The organism is Gimesia sp., from assembly GCF_040219335.1.
Taxonomy (GTDB): Bacteria; Planctomycetota; Planctomycetia; order Planctomycetales; family Planctomycetaceae; genus Gimesia.
Genome location: NZ_JAVJSQ010000044.1, coordinates 146,225 through 169,262, shown reverse-complemented (window position 1 = coordinate 169,262; position 23,038 = coordinate 146,225). Strand labels below are relative to the sequence as shown.

The 23,038-nt window shown below is 52.9% G+C and carries 18 protein-coding genes; 7 read left to right on the top strand and 11 right to left on the bottom strand.

Annotation, left to right across the window (positions count from 1 at the left end; genetic code table 11):
• Window positions 1-26 precede the first annotated feature (26 nt).
• The 4 genes from xylB to RID21_RS30340 all read right to left on the bottom strand — a co-directional run bounded on the left by xylB (window position 27) and on the right by RID21_RS30340 (window position 4,436).
• Window positions 27-1,559 (bottom strand): xylulokinase, encoded by a 1,533-nt coding sequence (gene xylB / locus RID21_RS30355; protein ID WP_350195550.1) that lies wholly within the window; start codon window positions 1,557-1,559, stop codon window positions 27-29.
• A gap of 77 nt (window positions 1,560-1,636) precedes the next feature.
• The gene (locus RID21_RS30350) at window positions 1,637-2,401 is read right to left on the bottom strand and encodes a 3-keto-disaccharide hydrolase (RefSeq protein ID WP_350195548.1); all 765 of its coding nucleotides are present in this window, start codon (window positions 2,399-2,401) and stop codon (window positions 1,637-1,639) included.
• Between the two features lie 98 nt (window positions 2,402-2,499).
• Window positions 2,500-3,267: an SDR family oxidoreductase gene (locus RID21_RS30345; protein ID WP_350195546.1), complete on the bottom strand. Its 768-nt coding sequence runs from the start codon at window positions 3,265-3,267 to the stop codon at window positions 2,500-2,502.
• Between the two features lie 191 nt (window positions 3,268-3,458).
• The gene (locus RID21_RS30340) at window positions 3,459-4,436 is read right to left on the bottom strand and encodes a threonine ammonia-lyase (protein WP_350195544.1); all 978 of its coding nucleotides are present in this window, start codon (window positions 4,434-4,436) and stop codon (window positions 3,459-3,461) included.
• A gap of 367 nt (window positions 4,437-4,803) precedes the next feature.
• Here RID21_RS30340 and RID21_RS30335 point away from each other — a divergent pair, with 367 nt between their 5' ends.
• Window positions 4,804-7,236, top strand: coding sequence for a PSD1 and planctomycete cytochrome C domain-containing protein (locus tag RID21_RS30335; RefSeq protein WP_350195542.1), 2,433 nt, complete (start codon window positions 4,804-4,806; stop codon window positions 7,234-7,236).
• A gap of 4 nt (window positions 7,237-7,240) precedes the next feature.
• Window positions 7,241-8,689, top strand: coding sequence for a DUF1501 domain-containing protein (locus RID21_RS30330; protein ID WP_145442596.1), 1,449 nt, complete (start codon window positions 7,241-7,243; stop codon window positions 8,687-8,689).
• A 91-nt stretch (window positions 8,690-8,780) separates the two neighbouring features.
• Here the strand turns inward: RID21_RS30330 and purB are convergent, their stop codons facing one another.
• Complete coding sequence (gene purB / locus RID21_RS30325; protein ID WP_350195540.1) at window positions 8,781-10,211, bottom strand: adenylosuccinate lyase; 1,431 nt, start codon at window positions 10,209-10,211, stop codon at window positions 8,781-8,783.
• 92 nt (window positions 10,212-10,303) lie between these two features.
• A complete protein-coding gene (locus RID21_RS30320; protein ID WP_350195538.1) occupies window positions 10,304-10,984 on the bottom strand; it encodes a metal-dependent transcriptional regulator in 681 nt (226 codons plus the stop codon).
• Window positions 10,985-11,379: 395 nt separating this feature from the next.
• Here RID21_RS30320 and RID21_RS30315 point away from each other — a divergent pair, with 395 nt between their 5' ends.
• Together RID21_RS30315 and RID21_RS30310 are read left to right on the top strand one after the other, a co-directional pair.
• Entirely contained in the window at window positions 11,380-13,212 is a 1,833-nt protein-coding gene (locus tag RID21_RS30315; protein WP_350195536.1) for a hypothetical protein, read from the top strand.
• Complete coding sequence (locus tag RID21_RS30310; RefSeq protein ID WP_350195534.1) at window positions 13,209-14,231, top strand: disk-shape morphogenesis protein volactin; 1,023 nt, start codon at window positions 13,209-13,211, stop codon at window positions 14,229-14,231. The genes RID21_RS30315 and RID21_RS30310 overlap by 4 nt, the downstream gene beginning before the upstream one ends.
• Window positions 14,232-14,243: 12 nt before the next feature.
• Here RID21_RS30310 and RID21_RS30305 read toward each other — a convergent pair whose 3' ends face one another.
• The gene (locus RID21_RS30305; protein ID WP_350195532.1) at window positions 14,244-15,434 is read right to left on the bottom strand and encodes a DUF1570 domain-containing protein; all 1,191 of its coding nucleotides are present in this window, start codon (window positions 15,432-15,434) and stop codon (window positions 14,244-14,246) included.
• 293 nt (window positions 15,435-15,727) lie between these two features.
• On the opposite strand from RID21_RS30305, the gene RID21_RS30300 reads away from it, so the two are divergent.
• Window positions 15,728-17,086, top strand: a complete 1,359-nt coding sequence (locus RID21_RS30300; protein ID WP_350195530.1) for a hypothetical protein — start codon at window positions 15,728-15,730, stop codon at window positions 17,084-17,086.
• Window positions 17,087-17,127: 41 nt separating this feature from the next.
• On the opposite strand, the gene RID21_RS30295 is transcribed toward RID21_RS30300, so the two are convergent.
• The 3 genes from RID21_RS30295 to RID21_RS30285 form a co-directional block, all read right to left on the bottom strand.
• Window positions 17,128-17,565, bottom strand: a complete 438-nt coding sequence (locus RID21_RS30295) for a SufE family protein (RefSeq protein WP_350195528.1) — start codon at window positions 17,563-17,565, stop codon at window positions 17,128-17,130.
• A 139-nt stretch (window positions 17,566-17,704) separates the two neighbouring features.
• On the bottom strand, window positions 17,705-18,787 hold the full coding sequence (locus tag RID21_RS30290; RefSeq protein ID WP_350195526.1) for an Mrp/NBP35 family ATP-binding protein: 1,083 nt from the start codon (window positions 18,785-18,787) through the stop codon (window positions 17,705-17,707).
• Between the two features lie 110 nt (window positions 18,788-18,897).
• Entirely contained in the window at window positions 18,898-19,311 is a 414-nt protein-coding gene (locus RID21_RS30285; RefSeq protein ID WP_350195524.1) for a hypothetical protein, read from the bottom strand.
• 1,340 nt (window positions 19,312-20,651) lie between these two features.
• Between RID21_RS30285 and RID21_RS30280 the strand changes: the two genes are divergently transcribed.
• Both RID21_RS30280 and RID21_RS30275 read left to right on the top strand, forming a co-directional pair.
• Window positions 20,652-20,987, top strand: a complete 336-nt coding sequence (locus RID21_RS30280) for a hypothetical protein (protein ID WP_145190643.1) — start codon at window positions 20,652-20,654, stop codon at window positions 20,985-20,987.
• Between the two features lie 200 nt (window positions 20,988-21,187).
• A complete protein-coding gene (locus RID21_RS30275; RefSeq protein ID WP_350195522.1) occupies window positions 21,188-21,508 on the top strand; it encodes a DUF427 domain-containing protein in 321 nt (106 codons plus the stop codon).
• On the opposite strand, the gene RID21_RS30270 is transcribed toward RID21_RS30275, so the two are convergent.
• The gene (locus RID21_RS30270) at window positions 21,489-22,763 is read right to left on the bottom strand and encodes a YkgJ family cysteine cluster protein (protein WP_350195520.1); all 1,275 of its coding nucleotides are present in this window, start codon (window positions 22,761-22,763) and stop codon (window positions 21,489-21,491) included. The two genes, RID21_RS30275 and RID21_RS30270, sit on opposite strands and share 20 nt — an antisense overlap.
• Between the last annotated feature and the right edge of the window lie 275 nt (window positions 22,764-23,038).

The following is a 23,038-nucleotide window of genomic DNA, read 5'->3' as shown; positions in this document are numbered from 1 at the left end:
AATCCGTAGACTTAGTGGACACCAGCCTACTTTAAGAGCTGATTAATGCGGGGAAAATCCTCCTTAAGCGAGGAGTAGAGCCCCTGAAAAACGGGATAGGCTTTGTTGTAGATGCCTTTCGCCTTTGAGTTTACGCTCGTACTCTGCACCACCCGAATGGTGGATGAACAGGCTTCGACCACATCTTTATAGGCCCCGGTTCCCGCGGCTGCCAGCAGCGCCACCCCGTAAGCTGGTCCTTCTTCCGCGTTGATGGTCACCACCTTCTGACCGTAGATATCCGCCTGCAGCTGTCTCCAGAAGGGGCTGCGGGCACCACCCCCCGAGAGTCGAATTTCCCTGACCGGAATATTCAGTTCCTTGATAATTTCCAGTGAGTCCCGCATCGCGTAGGTGGCGCCTTCCATGACTGCCCGCCCCAGATGGGAGCGACCATGTCTTAAGCTCAGCCCAATCCAGGCAGCCCGCGCATCGGGATCGGCATGGGGTGTCCGCTCGCCGGTCAGGTAAGGCAGAAAGAACAGGCCTTCACTTCCGGGAGGTGCCTGCTCTGCCTGGGCGGAAATCAGTTCGTATGGATCGACCTTCTTCCGTTTTGCCTCCGCCACCTGCTGTTCGCACAACTGATTGCGATACCACTGCAGACTTCCCCCGGCTGAGAGAACTACGCCCATGACGTGCCACTTATCGCGAACCGCATGGCAGAACGTATGCACGCGTCCTTCAGGATCGATCTGCACTTCATCGCTGTGTGCAAAGACCACGCCGCTGGTTCCCATCGTCGCCGAGATCACACCTTTTTTGACGATGCCGTTCCCCACGGCTCCCGCAGCCTGGTCTCCTCCACCGCCGACGACTGCGACTCCCTTGGAGAGTCCCAGCAGACCGGCTGCGTCAGCGGTCAGATGCCCGCTGACATCTTCGGATTCATAAACGTCGGGCAGCAGACTGTCATCCAGTTCGAGCTTACTCAACAAAGGACGACTCCAGTTCCGCTGTTTGACATCCAGCAGCAGAGTACCGGATGCGTCGCTGACTTCGGTCGCGAATTCGCCGGTCAGACGGAAACGGATATAGTCTTTGGGCAGCAGAACCTGCACGGTCTTGTCGAAATGTTTCGGTTCATGATTACGCAACCAGAGAATCTTGGGCGCGGTGAACCCGGTCAGGGCCGGATTGGCGACCAGCTTGATCAGCTTTTTACGACCGCCGGCCCGCTGTTCGATCTCCGCACACTCAGCTGCGGTACGCTGATCATTCCACAGTAAAGCAGGGCGGATGACTTCGTGCTTCTTATTCAGAAACACACTGCCGTGCATCTGCCCGCTCAACCCGATCCCTTTGACGTCTGCGGCTTTGATTTTGCCCGTCTTGAGGACCTTCCGTATGCTCTTGATTGTTGCCTGCCACCAGTCTTCCGGGTTTTGTTCCGACCAGCCGGGGTGCGGACTAAAGAGCGGGTACTCTTCCGTCGCAGACGCCAGAATGGTTCCATCTTCCTGCATCGCCAGTGTCTTGGTACCACTGGTTCCCACATCCACACCCAGAAAAACAGCCATGCTTTGGTTCCTTCTCTCTCGGTCAGTTCATCTTATGCAGTGAAACGGAAAACTGCAGACAAGCTCAGCATACAGTTTTACTCAGGACAGACACAGCCGACGGGATGAATTTCTGCCAGTTCGCGAATCCAGATATTCCGGAATTTGACCGGATTCTTGTGAAACTGCAACTCAATGGGCAGCTTGTCTTCATGGGCCGTATAGAAGGGCGGCTGGTGGTAGTAAGTTGCTCCCTGCAGTTCCGTGTGGTTTTGTACGACAACGCCGTTCTGAATGACGGTCAGGTACGCGGGCTTGACCAGCTGGCCGTACTCATTAAAGCGGGGTGCGTTGAAAATGATGTCATAGGACTGCCATTCACCCGGCTTGCGACAGGCATTCACCAGTGGCGGATACTGCTTGTAGATGGCAGCGGCCTGACCGTCGAAGTAGGTTTTGTTGTCATACGAATCGAGAATCTGGACTTCATAACTCCCCATCAGAAACACACCACTGTTGCCACGCCCCTGGCCATTACCTTCGACTTTGGCTGGAGTCGCGAATTCAATGTGCAGTTGACAGTCGCCGAATGACTGTTTGGTTTCAATGCTCTGTTTGTCAGCGACGACATACCCGTCTTTGATCTTCCACTTGTCGCCCCCCTTCCATTGATCCATATTTTTTCCATCGAAGAGAACGATCGCATCGGATGGAGGCTGATGCGGGGCAGTTTCCACAACCTTGGGTTCTTCCCAGATCAAACCATTCTTGTATTCTTCGACCAGGTTGGCGTATGTGTGATATGCGGTTCCCAGAAACATGAAAACAACGAGAACACGAAAAACGCGTTTCAGACCAGTCATACTTTACTCCTGTGATCTATCTTGAATTGAGTTAAAATTCGGTATTCGGAATCTGAGCCCCATGAGGCCCGGAAAGCGGTTTTCACAGATAACTGCGATTAGTAATCGAGGCTGGCGCCCCCTTCGGCTTCAATGGCTTGTCCGGTAATAAAACTGGAATCCTCGGTGGCCAGGAACAAAGCCAGTTTGCCCATCTCTTCGATGGTTCCCATCCGCTTGAAGACCTGCAGTTCTTCGACGCGTTTCAATGCGGTCTGAGGATCGGGCAGAGTTGCTGCCCAGTCATGCATCAGCGGGGTGTCAATATTACTGGGGAGAATTGCATTCACGCGGATGCCTGCTTCACCCAGTTCAATCGCCAGTGATTTGGTAAAGCTGACCTGCGCGCCTTTGGTGGAGCAGTAAGCCGTTGAGTGATGCTGCCCCAGGACTGCGGTAATCGACGACATATTGATGATCGTCCCTTTGGTTTTCCGCAAGTGAGGTAACGCGTATTTGGCCCCCGCGAAGGTACTGAGAAAGTTGACACGCATCAGCTGTTCCATCTCTTCGATGCTGGTTTCTTCCAGAGACATCGCGGGCGGATGCACGCCGGCATTATTGATGATGCAGTCAAGTCGTCCATATTGCTCGACGACCAGTTCGATTGCGGAGCGGAGCTGTTCGTGCTCACCGACATCACATTGCACGAACATCGCTTTTCCGGGGCCGGCTGCGTTCAGTTCGCGTGCCAGTGCCTGACCTGCCTGAATGCCCCGGGCCAGTATCGCCACGTGGCCACCCTCTGCACAAAAGACACGGGAACAGCCTTCGCCGATCCCCTTGCTGCCACCGGTGACAATCACGACGCGATCTCGAAATCTCATTTTTTCCCTCGCAGGATCTGTTTTGCAGGATCTGTTTTGCAGGATCAAATCCGGGTAGTCCAGCGACACACCGGGTTTGACATTTACGGTAACAATTACCGCGAGGGAATTCCAATCCAACGCTGAAGCGAATTCGCGGGCCTGGATTAAATAAATGAGCTTTAGTTTTGTTGCGCGTTAAAGAATTCAATTCATGCGGATTGTTCGGAGCCGAGCCGCAAAATCTCCGGGAGTTCAGCAAGATTCAGATTGCCACCACTGAGGACCGCCACCACTTTTTTACCCGCAAACCGATCTGGATATTTCAGGACAGCTGCCAGTGCCGCTGCACCGGCTCCTTCGGCAAGATTGTGGGTCTCTTTGAGAATGTGATAAGCGGCCAGCCGCATCTCATCTTCGCCGACCAATAGAAAATCATCGACCACCGACTGCATGATCTGCTGTGTCAGATCGGCTCCGGCACGGGTCGCGACTCCTTCCGCCCAGGTTTGTGCGGTCTCGGTTGTCTGCGGGCTGCCTGCTTTCCAGGAGAGCTGATTTGCCGGTGCGTTCTCTGCCTGCACCGCGATGACTTCTGTTTGGGGGCGCAGGTGTTTCGCAACGATGCCCGTACCACAGACACCGCTGCCCATTCCCACCGGCACGATGACCACATCCGGATCGGGCAGGGTTTCAAAAATTTCGATGCCCTGGGTCCCCACGCCTGCAATCAGCTTGGGTTCATTGGCCGAGTGCACGTATCGTCGCTTCCCATCGACCAGCTCGGTTTCCAGATAGTGTTTGGCTTCATTGAAGTCTTCACCCGCCTCAATGATTTCAGCACCCAGCATCTGGATAGCGCGGACTTTGTCGGGATTATTATGACGCGGTACCACGATCGCGCATTTGATACCAAATCTGCGAGCCGCGAATGCCAGGGACTGACCATGATTGCCGGTCGAACAGCCCATGATACCCGCTTCACGCTCTGCGTCAGACAGGGTACTCACCAGGTTAATACCGCCACGCACCTTGAACGCACCGACCGGCTGGTGGTTTTCGTGTTTCAGGAATAGTCGAGTGCCCGTTAACTGACTCAAACCAGGCCATTCGAAAAGGGGAGTAGGTGTCAGCACCTCTCTCACACGGGGGAGGGCCTCCTGAATATCCTGAAACGTTGGAGCTTGCATCTTCGGAACCTGAATTGAATGAAAATGTCGGGAGTGAGCGATACCGCTATGACACCGCTACTCTTTTGAAGTTCGTGAGATCGCCGACGTTTGTCAAGTTTTGCCCCACTGGTTTTCGGCAGCAAAGCCGAGAACCCTTGTTGAAGGTGCCCGGAGCGACTGATATGATTAGGTCAGGACAAGAGAAATTCCTCTTTCTGTCCACCATGTTCCTACCTGCCGGATGTTGTTTGTCCGGCTACCGTTAACTCGATTCGTTACGGACCGGTAACACCAAACCAGTTTTCCTCGCGTTTGATGTGCCAGGTAATCCGGGCCCACTGCCTCCCGGCACTTCTCTCGTGTTTTCAACTGAGGGCGAATTACCATGTTGCGAGTCTTGCGCTGTTTTCCAGGCATCACTCTGCTGGCGTTATTCACGCTCCCCGTACAGGCAAACGCCGGACCTCCCCAGGTCAATTTCAATCGCGATATCCGACCGATCCTTTCCCGGAACTGTTTCCACTGTCACGGCCCCGATGCAGAGCATCGCGAAGCCGACTTGCGGCTCGATCAGGAAACCGGTCTGAAATCTACCTCTGAAGCGGCCATCATCCATCCCGGGCAGCCGGACCAGAGTGAGCTCTTCGCACGGATTTCCAGTCACGATGCAGACACCGTGATGCCTCCTGCCGACTCAGGCAAGAAACTGACGAGTGAAGAGATCGAACTGTTCAAACAATGGATCGCTGAAGGCGCACAATGGTCGCAACACTGGGCGTATGTCAAACCCCATGCCAGCCCGGTCCCTCAAGTCAAAGACCAGCAGTGGCCCGTGAACTGGATTGACAATTTCGTCCTCTCACGCCTGGAAGAGCAGGGACTGAAACCGTCGCCGGAGGCAGACAAAATTACTCTACTCCGTCGCCTGAGTTTTGACCTGACCGGACTGCCGCCCACGCGGGCAGAAGTCGACGCATTTGTGAAGGATGACAGTCCCACTGCATATGAAAAGCAGGTTGATCGCCTGCTGGCTTCGCCGCATTACGGAGAGCGGATGGCGATGTACTGGCTGGACCTGGTCCGCTTTGCAGATACGGTGGGATACCACGGCGACCAGGATCACCACATTTCCCCTTACCGGGATTACGTGATTGATGCCTTCAATCGCAATCTACCCTTTGATCAGTTTACCCGTGAGCAACTGGCAGGCGACCTGCTGCCTGATCCCAGCTTACAACAGAAAATCGCGACCGGATACAACCGCGTTCTGCAGACATCCCACGAAGGGGGGGTTCAGCGGAAAGAGTATCTGGCGATCTACGCTGCCGACCGGATTCGCAACTTCTCGGGAGTCTGGATGGGAGCCACGATGGGCTGTTGCCAGTGCCACGATCACAAATATGATCCGTATACCGCGAAAGACTTTTATTCGATGGTCGCTTTCTTCGCGGATATCGATGAAGACCAGCATCTGAGACGGGGAGCTGACCGTATTCCGACGATCCGTGAACCGGAAATCTTTCTGTACTCTGCAGAGGAAAAACAGAAGATTGCCAGACTCGATGCCAAAATCAAATCCATCCAGGATAAGTTGAAAGCCATTTCCAGTTCGGAGATCCAGAAACAGTCGCCGGAAGAAAAAGAGCAGAAGCTCAAACAGATGGTTGAGTTAAACAAGCAATTGGGGCCTCTCAAAAAAGAACGGGAGGCCATCGATCGCGGAGCGGTCAAAACCATGATCACCGTTTCAATCAAACCCCGCGAAATACGAATTTTACCCCGTGGTAACTGGCTGGATGAAAGTGGCCCTGTCGTCCAACCCGCGATCCCGGAATTCATGGGACAGATTAAAACAGACCATGAGCGTCCCACGCGACTGGACCTGGCCAACTGGCTCTCAGCCAAAGACGGATATGGGCCGCTGATGGCCCGCGTGATGACAAACCGATTCTGGTATCTGTTCTTTGGCCGAGGGATTGCACCAGTGCTGGACGACTTTGGAGGACAGGGAGGCCCCCCGCATTACCCTGAACTGCTCGATCAACTGGCGATCAAGTTTTTCGAGGATGAGTGGGACATCAAACAGATGGTGAAGTTCATCGTGATGAGTCGCGCCTACCGCCAGTCGTCACTGGAAACTCCCGAACAGCGAAAAACAGATCCCTTCAACAGACGACTTGACCGCCAGGCCCGCTTCCGCCTGCCCGCTGAGATGATCCGCGATAACGCCCTGGCAATCAGCGGACTTTTGGTGACCGAGATTGGTGGCCCGAGCGTGAAGCCGTATCAACCTGCAGGCTACTATCGACATTTGAATTTTCCGAAGCGAAAATATGTGTCGCATCAGGACGAACGGCAATGGCGACGCGGCGTCTACATGCACTGGCAGCGTCAGTTCCTGCATCCGATGCTCAAAGCCTTCGATGCGCCCAGTCGCGAAGAATGCACGGCGCAGCGGCCCCGTTCTAATACCCCAATCGCAGCGATGACCCTGCTTAACGATCCCACATTTATCGAAGCAGCCCGCGTTTTCGCGGCACACGTGATCCAGCAGGGAGGCGACTCCGAGCAAGAACGCATCAATTTCGCCTTCACCCAGGCGACGTCACGCGATCCGGAAGCGTATGAGGTTGAAGTACTGCAGGACCTGCTGAATTCCAACCGGCGTGCGTTTGCTGATCGGACAAAAGAGGCCCAGGCTCTGACCAGTACCGGCCTTACTAAAACCGAAGCTAACCTGGAAGCGGTTGAACTCGCGGCCTGGACGGAGGTCACACGGGCGCTGCTCAACCTGAATGAAGTGGTGACGAGGAATTAAGAATATGTTCGACTTCAATCAATTACAGACACATTTGAATCGGCGTACCTTTCTGTCCCGTTCCGGCGTTGGTCTGGGATCGGCGGCACTGGGATCGCTACTCACCCGCGATGGTCTGGCTGCAGCGCAATCAAAAACGGTGACAACGGCCAGTGATGGCCTACCCGGTCTGCCGCACTTCGCTCCCAAAGCGAAACGGGTGATTTTTCTCTGCATGGCGGGGGGACCGACTCATCTGGAGACCTTCGATTATAAACCCAAGCTGGCGGAAATGGATGGTAAGCCTTTTCCGGAAAGTTATACCAAAGGTCAACCCATAGCCCAGTTGCAGGGTCGCGATCTCAAGTGCCAGGGACCACTGACCAAGTTTCGCAAGTACGGCGAGAACGGCCAGGAGATCAGCGACTTTCTCCCTTGGACCGCCAAAATCGCTGATGATATCTGCATCGTGCGTTCGATGGTCACCGAGCAGATCAATCACGATCCCGCGCACACTTTCATGAACACTGGCACCGCCATCAGCGGTCGACCATCAATGGGATCGTGGGTCACTTACGGACTGGGAAGTGAGACAGAAGAACTTCCCGGCTTCGTGGTGTTGACCAGTGTCGGCGGACGTAATCCGCAGCCGATCGCTTCGCGTCAGTGGGGAACCGGCTTTCTTCCCAGTCGCTATCAGGGAGTTCAGTTCAATTCGACCGGCGATCCGGTGAACTATCTCAAAAATCCCGCAGGGATTACCGATCCCCAGCAGAAAGAACTGATCGACGCCGTCCGAAAACTGGATCGTTTCCGCAATCAAAGTGTTTCCAACCCGGAAATCGATACCCGGATTGCTGCTTACGAGATGGCGTTTCGGATGCAGACCTCCGTTCCGGAACTGATGGATCTGTCTGATGAATCAAAAGAGACGCTGGAAATGTACGGAGCCGAAGCGGGTTCGGGCACCTATGCCACAAACTGTCTGCTGGCTCGACGACTGGCGGAGCGGGGCTCCCGTTTCATTCATCTCTATCATCGCGGCTGGGACCACCATGGAGGTCTGGTCCGCTATATGAATACCTGCTGTGGTCTGACCGATAAACCAACGTGGGCTCTGATCAACGATCTCAAATCGCGCGGGATGCTGGATGAAACCCTCGTGATCTGGGGAGGGGAATTTGGCAGAACACCCATGTTCCAGGGCAAGGGAGGCGCCGGCCGGGACCATCACATTAAAGGTTTTTCCATGTGGATGGCCGGTGGAGGGATAAAAGGTGGAATTTCTTATGGTAATACAGACGAACTAGGCTATAATTCCGTTGAAAACATAGTACACGTGCGTGATCTGCATGCAACCATGCTGCATCTCTTAGGAATTGATCACAAACGCTTCAGCGTTGAATTCCAGGGCCTGGACACCAAACTCACTGGTGTCGAAGAAGCACGCGTCATTAAAGAAGTACTGACGTAGCAAGGCACTACTATAGTCCCTGAGGCGCCCCGATGGTCTTCCATCGGGGCGTCTTTATTTTCACAGGGAACAAAGTGGATTCAGGAGAGTTTCAGACCTTGAGATCCTCAACTGACTGATCGAGGTCGGCCTGATATCGCTGCCGAACTGGATCCACGATTTCCGCGATAAAGGCATCAACCTGTTCCGGAGCCCGGCCGATGTATTTTCGGGCATCCAGGGCGCTGGCCAGATCACAGCCGGCGAAAGCCGCATCTTTCTGCAGGCGTTCGATCAGATCATTTTGACCGCCCCGTACTTTCACTTCCGCTCCGGCAGCCTGACTATGCACGCGGATCCGTTCGTGAAGCTCCTGACGATCACCGCCCGCTTCGACGCCTGCCATCAGGAACTCTTCAGTCGCCATGAAGGGAAGTTCCTCATTGAGGTGCTTCTCAATCACCTTGGGATAGACGACCATGCCATCGACAATGTTGCGATACAGAATCAGCACTGCATCAATGGCCAGAAATGATTGCGGCAGCGACAATCGACGGTTGGCACTGTCGTCCAGCGTCCGCTCCATCCACTGGGTGGCTGCGGTATCTTCGGCATTCGCAGTCAGGCTGATCGCGAAGCGAGCCAGCGAACACATCCGTTCGGAACGCATGGGGTTGCGTTTGTAAGCCATGGCAGATGAACCAATCTGATTCTTCTCGAACGGTTCTTCCAGTTCTTTGCGGTTCTGCAGAATACGCACATCATTTCCTGCCTTGTGCGCCGATTGTCCGATACCACTGAGGGCACTGAGTACCTGGGCATCGACTTTTCGTGAATAGGTCTGCCCGGTGACTGCATAGCGATCTTTGAAGCCCAACTTTTCCGTGACGCGGCGATCGAGTTCGTCGACTTTCGCATGATCACCTTTGAAGAGTTGCAGGAATGTTGCCTGGGTACCCGTTGTCCCCTTCACACCCCGGAAGCGGAGCTTTTCGATTCGGTATTCAATCTCTTCCAGATCCAGAATCAGATCGTAGCACCACAGCGTAGCCCGTTTACCAACAGTGGTTGGCTGGGCAGGCTGGAGGTGGGTAAATCCAAGGCAGGGCAGGTCCCGGTATTCGGCGGCAAACTTTGCCAGTTGATCAATGACAGCGACGAGCCGCTTGCGAACCTGCTCCAGACTTTCGCGAATCATAACCAGTTCGCTGTTATCGGTAACGAAACAACTGGTAGCTCCCAGGTGAATGATCGCTTTGGCATCCGGACAGCGTTCGCCGTAGGTATGCACGTGCGCCATCACGTCGTGTCGCAGATCTTTTTCTGCTTTCGCTGCCAGTTCGAAATCGATGTCATCGATGGCGGACCTCAGAGATTCGACCTGCTCCCGGGTGACGGGCAATCCCATTTCGTGTTGTGATTCCGCCAGGGCCACCCACAGACGCCGCCAGGTGGAGTGCTTTTTCTGAGCCGACCAGATTTGACTCATTTCCTTCGAAGCATAACGACTGATTAAAGGGTTTTCGTAGGTAAGGTGACTCAATTTCTTCTCTTTCTTCAGCAGTGTGAACCGGCCTGCACTGTGTCAGCCAGTCGTTCACTCAGTTTCTGTTAGCACCAGCAGCCTGATTCCAATTAAGCTGCTTCCACAGGAACAACTTTGACGTTCTCAGCAACATGGACTCCCATGGAGAGCATCTGTCCGTTCCATTCCGAGACAACAATACCTGCCTCGCTGTTTTTCTCTTTGACGACTCCCTGCGATCCGAGCTGTAACCCGGAGCGGGAGAGAAAACGTAAAAACTCAGTTTCCTGATCGGTGACCTGAACGATCTTGACGTGTGTACCAGGTTGACACGCCGCCAGGGTAGTCAGGTTCGGATAGGCCCGCCGCATCCGACCGTCGATTGACGGAATAGGATCGCCGTGAGGATCGGCTTCCGGGAAGCCCAGATATTCGTCGATATGGTCCACGAGAAAGTCGCTGACCGCGTGCTCCATGTTTTCGGCTTCCGCATGGATCTGATCCCATGTCAGCTTCAATGTCTGAAACAGGAACAGTTCGATCAGACGGTGTCGTCTGAGGACGCGAATCGCGGAATGCTTACCAGCCTCAGTCAGGCTGGCTCCTTCGTAGGGTCGATACTCCACCAGCTTGGACTGCTTGAGAGTTTTGAGCATGCTGGTGACGGTTCCGGGGGCGACGTCCATATAACGGGCCAGTTCCCCTGTGCTGATCCATTCCGAACCGGACTGGAGACTGATCTGCAGGATCGCTTTTAGATAATTCTCGACTGTTAAACTAGTTGCGTTCACCAACAGACTGGTCCCATTATATCAGCAAGACCCTGGAAAAGAGCGTGGATGAGCACAAAGTCCGAAACCAGTAACCAGGGATCTGAATTTCGTTTTCCTCACCGGTTCATCCTAGCAATATCAGATTTGACTTGGAATCAATAGCGATCACGAAATTGGTGTCATTTTCAGATCACAGGCCGTGATTCCCAATTCTCATAATTGACTCAAGTGACTGATAAATCATCACTTACTTGAACTACTTCGGGACCTCAGATCTGGCAGTTTTCCCCGAAAAACGGGATTTTGACTGATGGCGCATGTTAGTTTATGCCGATTTTAATGATTGTACGGCTCTCTCTACGCATTTCATTGTCGTATCGTCTGACTCTCCCACTGACAGTAAGGATCGCCGGATGTACCGCTGGCATAAGGTTTGGTTCGCAGCTTTGACGCTCGCTCTGCTATCAGGAGCCTGCAACGTCACTCGTGCGCAGACCGTCTTTCGTAATCTGGAATTGACCGAGTCCCCCACACAGCAGAAGGCAGTGATCGGACTGTTGGGCGAATTCAACCAGTGTGCTGCCTATGAAGTCAACAGTGCTGAACTGAACATGAATGCGGTCATCTCCGGTGCAGGGGGAATGACCCCCCAGGCTTCAGGATTGATTCGCATCGTTCGTGGCGGCCGCATCAGCCAGGAAATCTTCTATTCACCAGAGATGGATCTACCCCTGATGCATGGTGATGTGTTGATCGCCGTGAAATCATCTGCAAATCTGCTCGAAGACAACACGGTCTCAGGATCGGCACAATCATCGGCTTCGCGAGGTCTGGTGCAGATTGCCATTCTGAATTTACGCGACTACCCGATTGTCTTTGGGGTTCCTGCTGAAATCGCTGATCTGGCCAGCGTCTTGCGTTGTCTGCGACAGCCGGTCGAACAGTATGCAGCGATGTCAGAAGCCATCAAAATTATTCCCCCCGAACGTCGTCGGGCCCAGGCTCAATTTAAAACCAGAAAGCTGACCACCCGCTTCGAATCGGGCACGGTGCTCGTCCTGGGTGCACCACAAGCGATGAATCTTTCGCTGGTACCCCATTCATTACCGACGCCGCGACCATTACAAAATTCTGCCGCCACCGGGGCTCGTCTCCATCGGCAGACATCTGCACCGAGTTCGATCTCTGCCAACGATTCACGTTTCCGGAACGCGACTCCCCTGGATCAGGAAGCTTCCATAACTCCGCGTCAGGTCACTCATCCGGAAGAGGAAACTCCTGCTCAAGAGCAAAAGACCACAGAACCCGAACAGAAACCGCTGCAGCTGAATGGTCCACTGCTGCAACAGACTTCAGCGACTTTAGCTGCGATCCCGAATCCGCTGGGGGCCACCTCAGAGAAAGCAGAGTCCCATTCCGAACATCATCATGCTGATGAGGAGGAGCAGAAGTCGTCTGGTTCTTCCGTTCCCGATCTGGACCTGGGCCGGGCTCCTGAAGCCCCGAAAGATGACGTACAGACTCTGCTCGACGATGAGCGTCCCAAATCAGAAATCGAATACGATGAAGACGAAGCTGGCTTCTGGCCGCCGGGAACCGGGTTTCTGCTGCTGGCCGGAGTGGCATTCGCTCTCTGGAAATACCTGCGAAAGAAACCGGTTTTCCCCCAGGAACAGGCAGAGCAGTCTGAGTTCGCATTAGCAGTTTCCGAAGAAGAACAGGTCACTGCGAAACAGGAAGCATTAGAACAGACATCATCGGAACCGGCTGCGATCATCACCAGCTGGGAAGAACTGCCTCCCCTGCCCGAGAAGTCATTGCTGGAACAGATCCTGGAGAAGCAGATTCCCGTGATTGATGAAACGCCTCAGATTCCGACACAGACATTTATCTACGGGCGTCATCAAAGTAAAAAAGGACGCATCGATCAGGCCGAGGCCCTCAAAGGTCCGCATTTCCTGAAGCAGAAGACTCCGGATACGAAAGTGGCAGCAGGCCACGACGCTTCTCCACCACCGGTGCCGGATCCAGTGCGTAAACCAGATGAGAAAAAACTGAAAGCACCGACGTTCCGCTTTGATCGTTCTCATCCCGGTAATAACAAAGAACACGAAGTTCCTGCGGCACCACCCCGTCCTCATACAGGTCCCCCTGGGAAGGTTCAGGCAGGTTCAGAGAAGAAAATGGAACAGAGCAGTATACTTGATCGGGTTCTCCAAGCCGTACAGGGAGTCATGCCCAAATGAGTAGTGCCTTACTGACAGGCTCGATCTGCCTGCGAACCTTACAAAACAATGAACAGTTTAAGCTGACACGACGTTCTATCGATACGGCTTATGCCGTCATGGATGATTCCAACGAGAACCGCCAGCTCCTGCAACGTCTTTCCGTACCATTCCTGTTTTCGGAAGGGACCTTGATCATCCCCGGGGAGCAGGCAGGAAAGATCTCTCGTTTCTCAAATCTTGAGCTGCTGCCTCTGATCGAACAGGGAGAACTGGTGCTGAACGATCCCGTTCATCGTCAACTGCTCTCGACACTGATTCAGTCAGTACTACCGCGTTCTCGCACAACCGGGGAGCACTGTGCCTTCATCACGCCGGGATCGACTTCTACATCAGCGTTATCGAAACTGGTGTCTCAGTTAATCGCTCTGCAGGGATACAAACCATTTGCGACGACAATCACCCTGGCTGCAGGGTTGTCTTCGCTGCCAGCCGCCTCGCGATTCTCGGGATATGTAGTTTACCTGGGGCACTCGCACTCCGAGATTGGGCTGATTCATCAAAGCCGTGTTGTGGCGCGCCAGTCGACTCCGTATGGCAGTGAATGGATGGACGAACAACTGGCACATGCTTACAAATTGCTGATCAAGAATCCGGAGGGAGAATTGATTCCCGACCTGGCGGCCGCTCGAGAAAAACGCCTCGGCCCGGAAGTCAGTCTGAGCCCCTATCTCTCCAGCCCCTCTGCCATCTCCAACTGGTACGACAGCCTGCTCGACAGTCTGCTGGATCAGTTCGTTTCCCAGATGGCATCCATTCAGGCCTACACGTCCACACTGGCCACACTGCCCGTGATCTATCTGGGCGAACTGGCTACAGTTAACGGACTGGGAGAATTACTGGCTCAGCATCTAAACAGCCGTGACATCCAGTTCGACGCACAACAGGTCGTCTGTATTCCGGATGCCGCTGATGCAATCATCCGCGGTGCGCTGGTCATTGCCGCGATGGAAGAAGAATCTTCCGCCCAGGCTGCCTGATTGAGACGAGCATCAGGGGCGACTCTGTTTGACCAAACTCTCTGCGAGTTGGTCCATGAATTTCAGGTAGTCGACTTCGAGCGAACGCAGATTCGTTTTAAACGCCTTCTGAAAATCGCGTTCCCGGGCATCTGCCGTATAGGGCTTAAGCGGATCGCGCTGGGCAACCTGTTTCAGGTAGCGTGCATAGCGGGCCGGTTGTGTTTCCACCAGGAAAAATGTGAGCGCCCAGGATTCGGCGTACGCATCCAGTGTCGATGTTTTAAATAAATTATCTTCCCGGATGAAGGAACGCAGGGAATCCTGTTTGCGTCGGGTGTGGGAATAATTCATGAACCAGATCAACCGATCCCGGTTGATGCGGGAAGTGGAGTCCGCTTTACCTCCCGTGTGTGAACGGAGTTCGTCGGACTCGAAAGTAGTCGCCAGGCCTTCTACAACCCAGCGGGGATTATCGCCAATCCGCGAATGGAGACCGGTATTGAAGGCGAGCTGATGCGTCGCTTCATGGATCATGGTATCCCGTAGTGCCTCGGTCAGATTCTTGCCACTGTTGGAGATCCGGGAATATGTGAGTTGTGTGCCGCTCTGCGTCTGTTCCAATTCTCCGACTGTGGGAGCTGCGTTCTGATCGAACAGTGCCGTCCGGTTTGTATAAGGGTGATAGTAACCCAGTAAACCCTGCCCCGCGCGGACACCATCTTTGCGACAGTATTCGAAGAACTGCTGCTGATCCGGAAAGATCACCGCCACCATCATGAATTCGGGAGTTTTCACCTGGTAGCCACGCAAGGCGAAGTAATGACTGAACGACTGATAAAGTTCCTCAAACACGTTGGCATAGGCGCGTGCTTTTCCGCGTGGGGCACAGACCAGGTAATGCCGGGTCGTCGTGACTTCAAACAATGGTCCGAATTCGTCCTGCAGCTGTTTTTTCATCTCGGAAAGAGAAAGCGTTTGGAACTCGGATGCCACCCTGCGGAACGAGGTTACTTTTTTCAAAGGAACTTTTGATAACATGCCCGTCTGATCGACCATCCAGCTCACGTCGTGGTCATGAATCAGAGATTTTCCTGTAAAGACCTGGTCTTCGGTCTTAAGTTCGATCAAGGAAGGAGGTTTGGCACAGACAGGCACTGCCAGCAGGCAGAAGAGACTGACGCCTCTGAGACAGAACAGGAATGATTGCAGGCAGGTTGACATTAATCGGGCCTTAAGTCAGACGACAGGCTGGCGGGGGGAGTGATGAGTAACGTCCTGTTGAAAGTATAATACTTGTCTGGGGGACAGGCTGCGAAAAATCAACATCAGTGACTCTGAGTACAAAGTTGCTGTCAAACTGCAAGGAAGGTACCGGTTTTAACTGATACTCGTTCTGGTGAATCTCAATTTCCGGGATTTTCACCATCCGACCAACAGTTACAATGAAGAGTAGCCCATGCGTCTATGACTATTATGATCTCTTCTACTCTTGCCCTTATATAGAAAGCAGCCCCGTGTACCATTCCTGCATGACCAACGGCCTGATGAGTGGTTTATGCCTGCTTGCTGCTGTATTGAGTCTGACGTCTGTCACACTGTCTGCCCCCCCTGCGTCTCCTGCCAGCGAACAACAAGCCACAAACAGAAAACAGGTAGAAGAACTGGTTCGCCAGCTGGATGATAATCAGCGAATGGTGCGCCAGCGGGCCGAACTGGCGCTGGTTGAATTGGGGAAGCCGGTATTGAACCTGCTCCCGGCTCCCGAACTGGTCGCCAGCCCATCCGTTCGCGAGGCGCTGCAGCGGATTCGACTGCAGATCGAGAAACAGGCGGCCCGGGAATCAATCAAAGCTTCCTTGGTTAATCTAGAGGGGCGTTTTTCTTTACAACGGATCCTGCAGACGATCATGAAACAGACAGATAATCAGCTGGACTGGACCCGGTTATCCGAATCACAGCTGAAGCAGCAAATTGATGTTCGTTTTATCGCGACACCGTTCTGGCAAGCCGTTGATGAATTAACACATAAGGTGCCGGTAACCTATCAGATTATTGGTCCTCGAGATCAAATCCACTTCGAACCGCGTGCCTCATCAGAATCCAAGACCGCCTCTGATCCCGCAGTCTGTTATGACGGGCCTTTCCGAATTACAGCGGAACGCCTGCAGACGCGTCCTCTGGCAGGAAGCGAGGACCAGGATCTGCTCCGCATCACATTTCGAATCCAAGTCGAACCCCGTTTACGACCGCTGTTTTTGAGTTATGCTGCCCGCAGACTACAAGCAGATGCAACGACGGGAACCAGGCTGCCTCCTTTTAATCCCGGCGCGAAATATGAACTCCCGCTGGGAGAGGGGGGCAAAAATCTGAACTTCACGATGCAGTGGATTCTGGAGCGGGGACAACATCCACAGGCGGTTCGCGTGTATGGTCATCTGGAAATGGAACTGGCTGCAGAAACCCTGCCGATTACGTTTCGTGATCTCTCCACTTCTCAGGGAGCAGTCCGTCGACGGGGCAACGTGTCGGTCGAACTCGTCGACGTCGAGCGAAAGCAGTTGCCCGACAGTCAGGATCTCAATGTACGAATCGCCCTGAGCTACGATTATGGCGGGCCTGCATTTGAGTCGCATCGCACCTGGATTTACCACAACCGGGCCTATCTGGAGGATGCACAGGGGAAAAAATTCTGGCTCGAAGGTTCTTCACAGACGACTCTTGAGAGCACAGGAAAAATTGGCGTGCTCTATCGTTTCATAGGACTGCCGGCGACTGCGCGCCCCGATCAGTTTACTTACCTGGCCCCCACCCTGATCACTGCAGCACCGATTGAGCTCCGCTTTGAAAAACTGGAACTCCCACCGCAAAAGTAGACAGTCCGCTGACATCAGCGGCAGACCGGGTGGGCAGCGTCTTAGTTCTGCTCGGCGAGCACGCGGGCTTCCTGTTGAACCCGTTCGACCATGCCCATCAACCCGTTTTTGCGCTGCGTGCTGAGATATTTATCCAGTTGCAGACGGGAGAAATAATCCTTCACATCGATCTTAAGCACTTCATCAGGCGTCCGGTTCTGATAGATCGCCAGCAGAACCGCAATCAGACCTTTGACGATCAGGGCATCGCTGTCTGCATTGATGCGTAACACCTTGCGGCCCTCGGATTCCTGCAGGCCCGTCGTCAACCAGACCATACTCTGACAGCCGTGCACGCGGTTGGCTTCGGTTTTCTCAGTCTCGGGCATCGGCGGCAGTTCAAAACCGAGATCGATCAGAAAGTCGCAACGCTCTTCCCAGTCACCAAGAAAATCAAACTCCTCAAGCAACTCATCAATGGTGATTATTTTCTCATTCATTTCGGTATTCTGTACGGCTGAATTCTGTCTGTCAGACATCGGATTCAATATTTTCTCTCATTCTATACTATATGATCACAGGGTGAATATGTAGTTCAGAACGCTGCGGCTGAAGAACACGGATTGCGATCACGCGGGATCAGAGAATCTCCATGGCAGGCTTGATTGGATTTTCCAGCAGTTCGCGGGCAATTTCGATGGCAGTCGCTTCGGCCACTTTGAGCAATGGTTCTGTTGAAGCCAATTCTTCGGTCAAGAGATGTGAAATCTGGCCGGCATCCGATTTTTCCCGAATCTCGGCGTTCATCGGAATCTCGCCCAGGAAGGGAATCTGCAATTCTTCACCACGGGCTTTGGCACCGCCCCGTCCGAAGATTTCGCCCGACATATTCTCGACAATTCCCAAAACGGGGATTTTAACCTGCCGGAACATCTGCACTGCTTTAACAGCATCCAGCAGAGCAACCTGCTGCGGCGTACAGACAACGACAGCACCTGCCAGTTCCAGCAACTGAGACAACGTTAAGGAAACATCACCGGTTCCCGGCGGCATATCAATAATCAGATAATCGAGTTCTCCCCATTCCGTATCCTGAAGAAACTGGGTGATCGCCTTGTGCAGCATCGGGCCCCGCCAGATCACAGCCTGATCCGGTTCGACGAAAAAGGCCATCGACATGACTTTCAGTCCGTCCGCTTCCACCGGAATGATTCGCGTGAGTGTCTGACCTTCTCTCCCCTGAAACTCCTGCGCCATCGGTTTTTCACTGGTTCCTACCAGATGGGGAATACTGGGTCCGTAGACGTCCGCATCCACCAGACCGACTTTAGCACCAAACTGCTTCAACCCATAAGCAAGGCTGGCAGCAACCGTGCTTTTGCCGACGCCCCCTTTGCCAGCTCCGACGGCGATGACATTCTTCACCTTCAGCCCCAGGCGACCGCCCGACTGTTTTCCCCTGATGTTCGTAGAATATTCCACATCCACAGACTGACATTCGGGGAATGCTTTCTGAATGGTGCCGCTGATCGACTCAGTCAGTTCTGATTGTAGTGGATAGGAAGGCACGGGCAGTTCAATCCGAACCGCTACCTGGCCGCCGTCACCTGTCTGGACTGACTTTAACAGACCACTTTCCGTCAGGGACTTACCAAACACGGGATCTTTCAGATCGGTCAGACTTTTCAGCAGGTTTGCTTCAGTGAATTCTGTATTCGACATCAGTTGAGATTACTTTCCTATTACTTAATACTTCTTCCAGAAACGGGACCAAAGCATTCTTTCCCCATCACGGGAGCCCATCACCGTCAGTTCGTTTCTTCTGGACGAGACTATGTCACGCCGGTCTCTGGCAGGACCGTTTGTCGTTTTTGAGGATCCGGTTCCAGATACCAGCAACAGATTTTGGCGAGGCGATCCGGCTCCAGTTCTCCACTCTGTATATGAAATACACCCAGTTCACGTAAGGCCCACTCCAGATTTTCCAGAGGATCCGGTGAAAAGATCATCACCGGAAACCGGGAACGTGCCGTCTGGTGCCTCTGCAGGAACTGTAAACAGACCGTTTTCCCTGTGCTGAAATCGAGAATGACCAGCACGGAGCCAGGATCTTCCTGCAGCGTCTGTTGAAACATGGCCTGCTCCGAAGAGAACCCGGTAATGTTCCAGTCAGACCGGCCTTCAAACTGCCAGCGCAGTTCCGAAACCAGGTGTGCCCGCTCTTCAAGAACAAACACGTTTTTCATGAGATCAATATCCCAGTCAACAATCTGCACAAAACACCACACATCAGATCCGATTGTCTCTCTTCTTCAATCGTATACAGGCACGGGATGAATACAACTCACAGCAGGGGCACAGAATCAGGTCGCGGATAGTTTTTTCTGGTTCTTACCGCTGTGGAGTGTGAGTTGGAGCAGAAGAACCAGATGTATACTTGTCATAAATATCAGCCAAACACCGTATGTGACACCCTTTGCGGAATCGAATGCCGTCATAATCGTTACAAGTATCCCTTCAGGACCCACTTTGGGGGGTGGCCCCACAATTTTGTGTTTATTCAATAACTCTCCGCGGAATCTGGCCGAAAAAATAGGCAGGTTTACCTTTTTAATTACGTGAGGCTATGGACTCCACGGTTAGTTAGCAAACCTCATCTAACCAAACCGAGAAGAGTACCTCACGACCGTCCACGAAGCGAATCCTTGGAGATTGCCTAAATGAAATTGTTAAGTTACGTTGCCGCTGTAGCGGTTGTTTGTTGTGCTGGTGTATCCGCTGAAGCTGCTGGCTTCCTGGGTAAAGGATGCTGTGCTCCTGCCCCTACTTGCTGTGCACCTGCTCCTAAGAAATGCTGTGCCCCCAAGCCAACTTGCTGTGCTCCTGCTCCTAAGACCTGCTGTGCTCCCGCACCGAAGGCCTGCTGTGCTCCTGCACCAAAGACTTGCTGTGCACCTGCTCCTAAGACCTGCTGTGCCCCAGCTCCAAAATCTTGCTGCAACACCTGCGAAAGCAGCTGCTGCGGACACAAGAAATTGTTCAATGGTGGCTTCCTGCGGGGTTGCAAAGATCGTTGCGGCAAAATGTTCAACCGTTGCAAAGATCGTTGCTGCAAAGTCAAAGTTCGTTGCTGCAAAGTTAAGAAGTCTTGCTGTGCTCCAGCTCCAACCTGCTGTGCACCAGCTCCTAAGCCGACTTGCTGTGCTCCGTCACCCAAGTCTTGCTGCAACTAATCAGATTTGAGAATAACTGAAATCCCCGCACTAAGGGATTGGTTAATCAGGTCCGAAGGGCAGCTTCAATAATCGTGAACGTCAAGTCCGAGGGAATCACTTCCCTCGGACGGACTTCACCAGAAAGAACGTCCTTCACCAAACGAATCTGAATTGAACTGCGATAAAAAATTGAAAAAAATGGTGTCTCTCTTTCATAGGGAAACATCATTTTTTTATGCGCGCTGCGTGAGAATCAAACGCAGGCCAGCATCCTTTCAATTTTCGACAACAGCCAGTAGACTCAGGTTTTTGACTCATCTATTTGTAAGTTTTCGTTTATTATTCCCGATTCAGATTTATAGTGTGCACGTATGAAAGTCTCTGATTTACTTGAACGATATCAATGGGAAAAAATTCCAGACAGCCAGGGGCGGTTCACGCTGAATCAAAGTAAATCCCTGCTCTCAGTGGAAGAACTGATCGGGTCAGAGGATGTGGAAATCAAACAGCACCCCTCTGCTCATCCTCAGGAAATCATTCATATCGTAGAACTTGAGGATGGCGGGTTGATTTCCTATCAGCGGCAGGATGCGACGTTCATCCACACTCTCAACTCGGAAAACATGTTTAAACGCAAACAGTGGGAACTGGGAATCATTTCCTTCAGCCCCCGACAGATGCCCCCCGAAGCCTCAGACAGTCTCTGATCATCCTGTCCCATTTTCTGAATCACTGCCTGTTCAGGATCGCGTTTTTTACTTCTACCTGACCGGTGAATAATTTTTTCATTTTTTTGTTAGTATTCCGGGCCAACTTGACTACGATAGATGTGGGCAACCTCACTGAATAGACCATTCTCATTTCGTTAGTCAATCCATTGTTATCACTTAACGATGAGGAGTTCGGTGTGCCTAAAGCAATCTGGAATGAGGCTGTCCTGGTCGAGTCCGATGACACCGTGATGGTGGATGGGGATGTCTACTTTCCCATTGAGTCGGTCAACTCCCGTTTTCTGAAGAAGAGCACTTCTACATCTACCAGCCCCCAGAAAGGCAAAGCTTTCTTTTACGATGTCGTCGTGGAGGATAAGGTAAACCGGGATGCCGCCTGGTATTATCTCAACCCCGAAAAAGAATACGGGCAGCTCAAAAACCGGATTGCGTTCTGGAAAGGGGTCGAGCTGACAAACGAATCTGACGTTTCATCTTCTACTGACCATACCAACTGATGAGTTTCTTGATGTCGCCGGTGCGTGATAATGTTTTCACCCGACTGCGAAAGTGAGGCATTCCGAAAACCGGTGAATATCCATGGTGGTGATCGGCAATCGTCATCGCCTCATTAATATCCTCCGCTACAAGTTCTGTTCTCCCTTCTCCTGCTGCAATCCAGCGTGCGATCCAGAGAATCGAGGGGAACATCAGCGCCAGATGGTAGAAACCTTCCACAAACGGGATGTCGTAATAGGCTGCTCCCAGAAAATGCAACCCCTGGATTTTGACGCGAAAGTAGCGTGAGAATAACTTCTGACTCTCCGCAGGCAGCGAACCAAATGGTTCTTCCAGGGCTGCGAAAGGGACACGTTGAAAACGTTCCTGCAGTTGAGGTACGGTGCCACTGCCCCGAGTAAACTTCAATGCAGACATCAGCAGCGATAACCGTCTGCCTAATCCCTTGGCTGTTTCCGCATGTGTATCTTTGCGGGCGTACTGTGCCGCCAGCAGACGAAACTGAATCCCCCCCAACCTGCTGGGAGGCGTGCGGGGGATCTCCAGATCAGCCGGCAGTTCCTGATCCACGGCCTGGGAAATCAATTCGAGAAATTCCGTGAAGCGTTCTCCCTGCACAACTTCAAACCGCGCGTGTTCAATCAACTCGCCCCACCCCAGTGCACGCAAGAGACTGGTTTGCACAGGGACTTCCGGATCAGCGAAGAAACGACTGAGCGCGGTAACTGCTTTCAGTGTATCCGGCCAGCCCACCGCTTCCCGTGCCGTCAATTGCGGTGCGGGAGGAGCTTTATGCCGCTTGGGCAACACCTGGTTGACAATCTTTCGAATCGCGGGTTCCTGCCGATCAATGCGTTCACCCAGGTTCGCAACGACCGAAGGACAACTGAAACGCAGACTGACGGCGATGTCATTGCCTGCTGGATGGAAGGCATACGGATAAACCTGGCAGGCCAGCGGCTTAGCGGGCTCACCGAATTTGGCGTGAATCCGGCACAGGCCCCGTTCATCCAGAAAGATACAGGAGCCATCTTCCTGATGCGCCAGGCGGTAGCGTTGGCTGGTCGGTGAGATCCCCAGTCTTACGATCACCGGCTTGTCCCCTGGGATCGAATCATCCTCATCCCAGCGTTGTTTGTCGATCCGTTCTTTTTCTTCCAGCGTGATTTCAATCTGATGCTGCTTACAACATCCCCCACAATTATGGCAGTTCCAGTTCTGGATCGTGGGCAGCTTTAATGAGGGAGCAGGCATGAAGAATCTTTAAGACGGACATTGTGAGACAGTTTAACAGGACCGTTAATTGTAAAGATTACAAAAGGGAAACGCAAAGTCAGTCTCTGGTCCATTTTTCTTGCCAACTTTTACAGACGGACCTTGAGAATCGCTGATTCGGTATAGACACATAATCAAGATTCCCTAAAATCCCGCTCGCTTGCTGAACAATCAGATCATTTCTGTTCGGTCTTTCCGCAGAGACCGGCCACATCAATCCCCGCTGTATGTGAAACAGAATACCCGAAATCTGA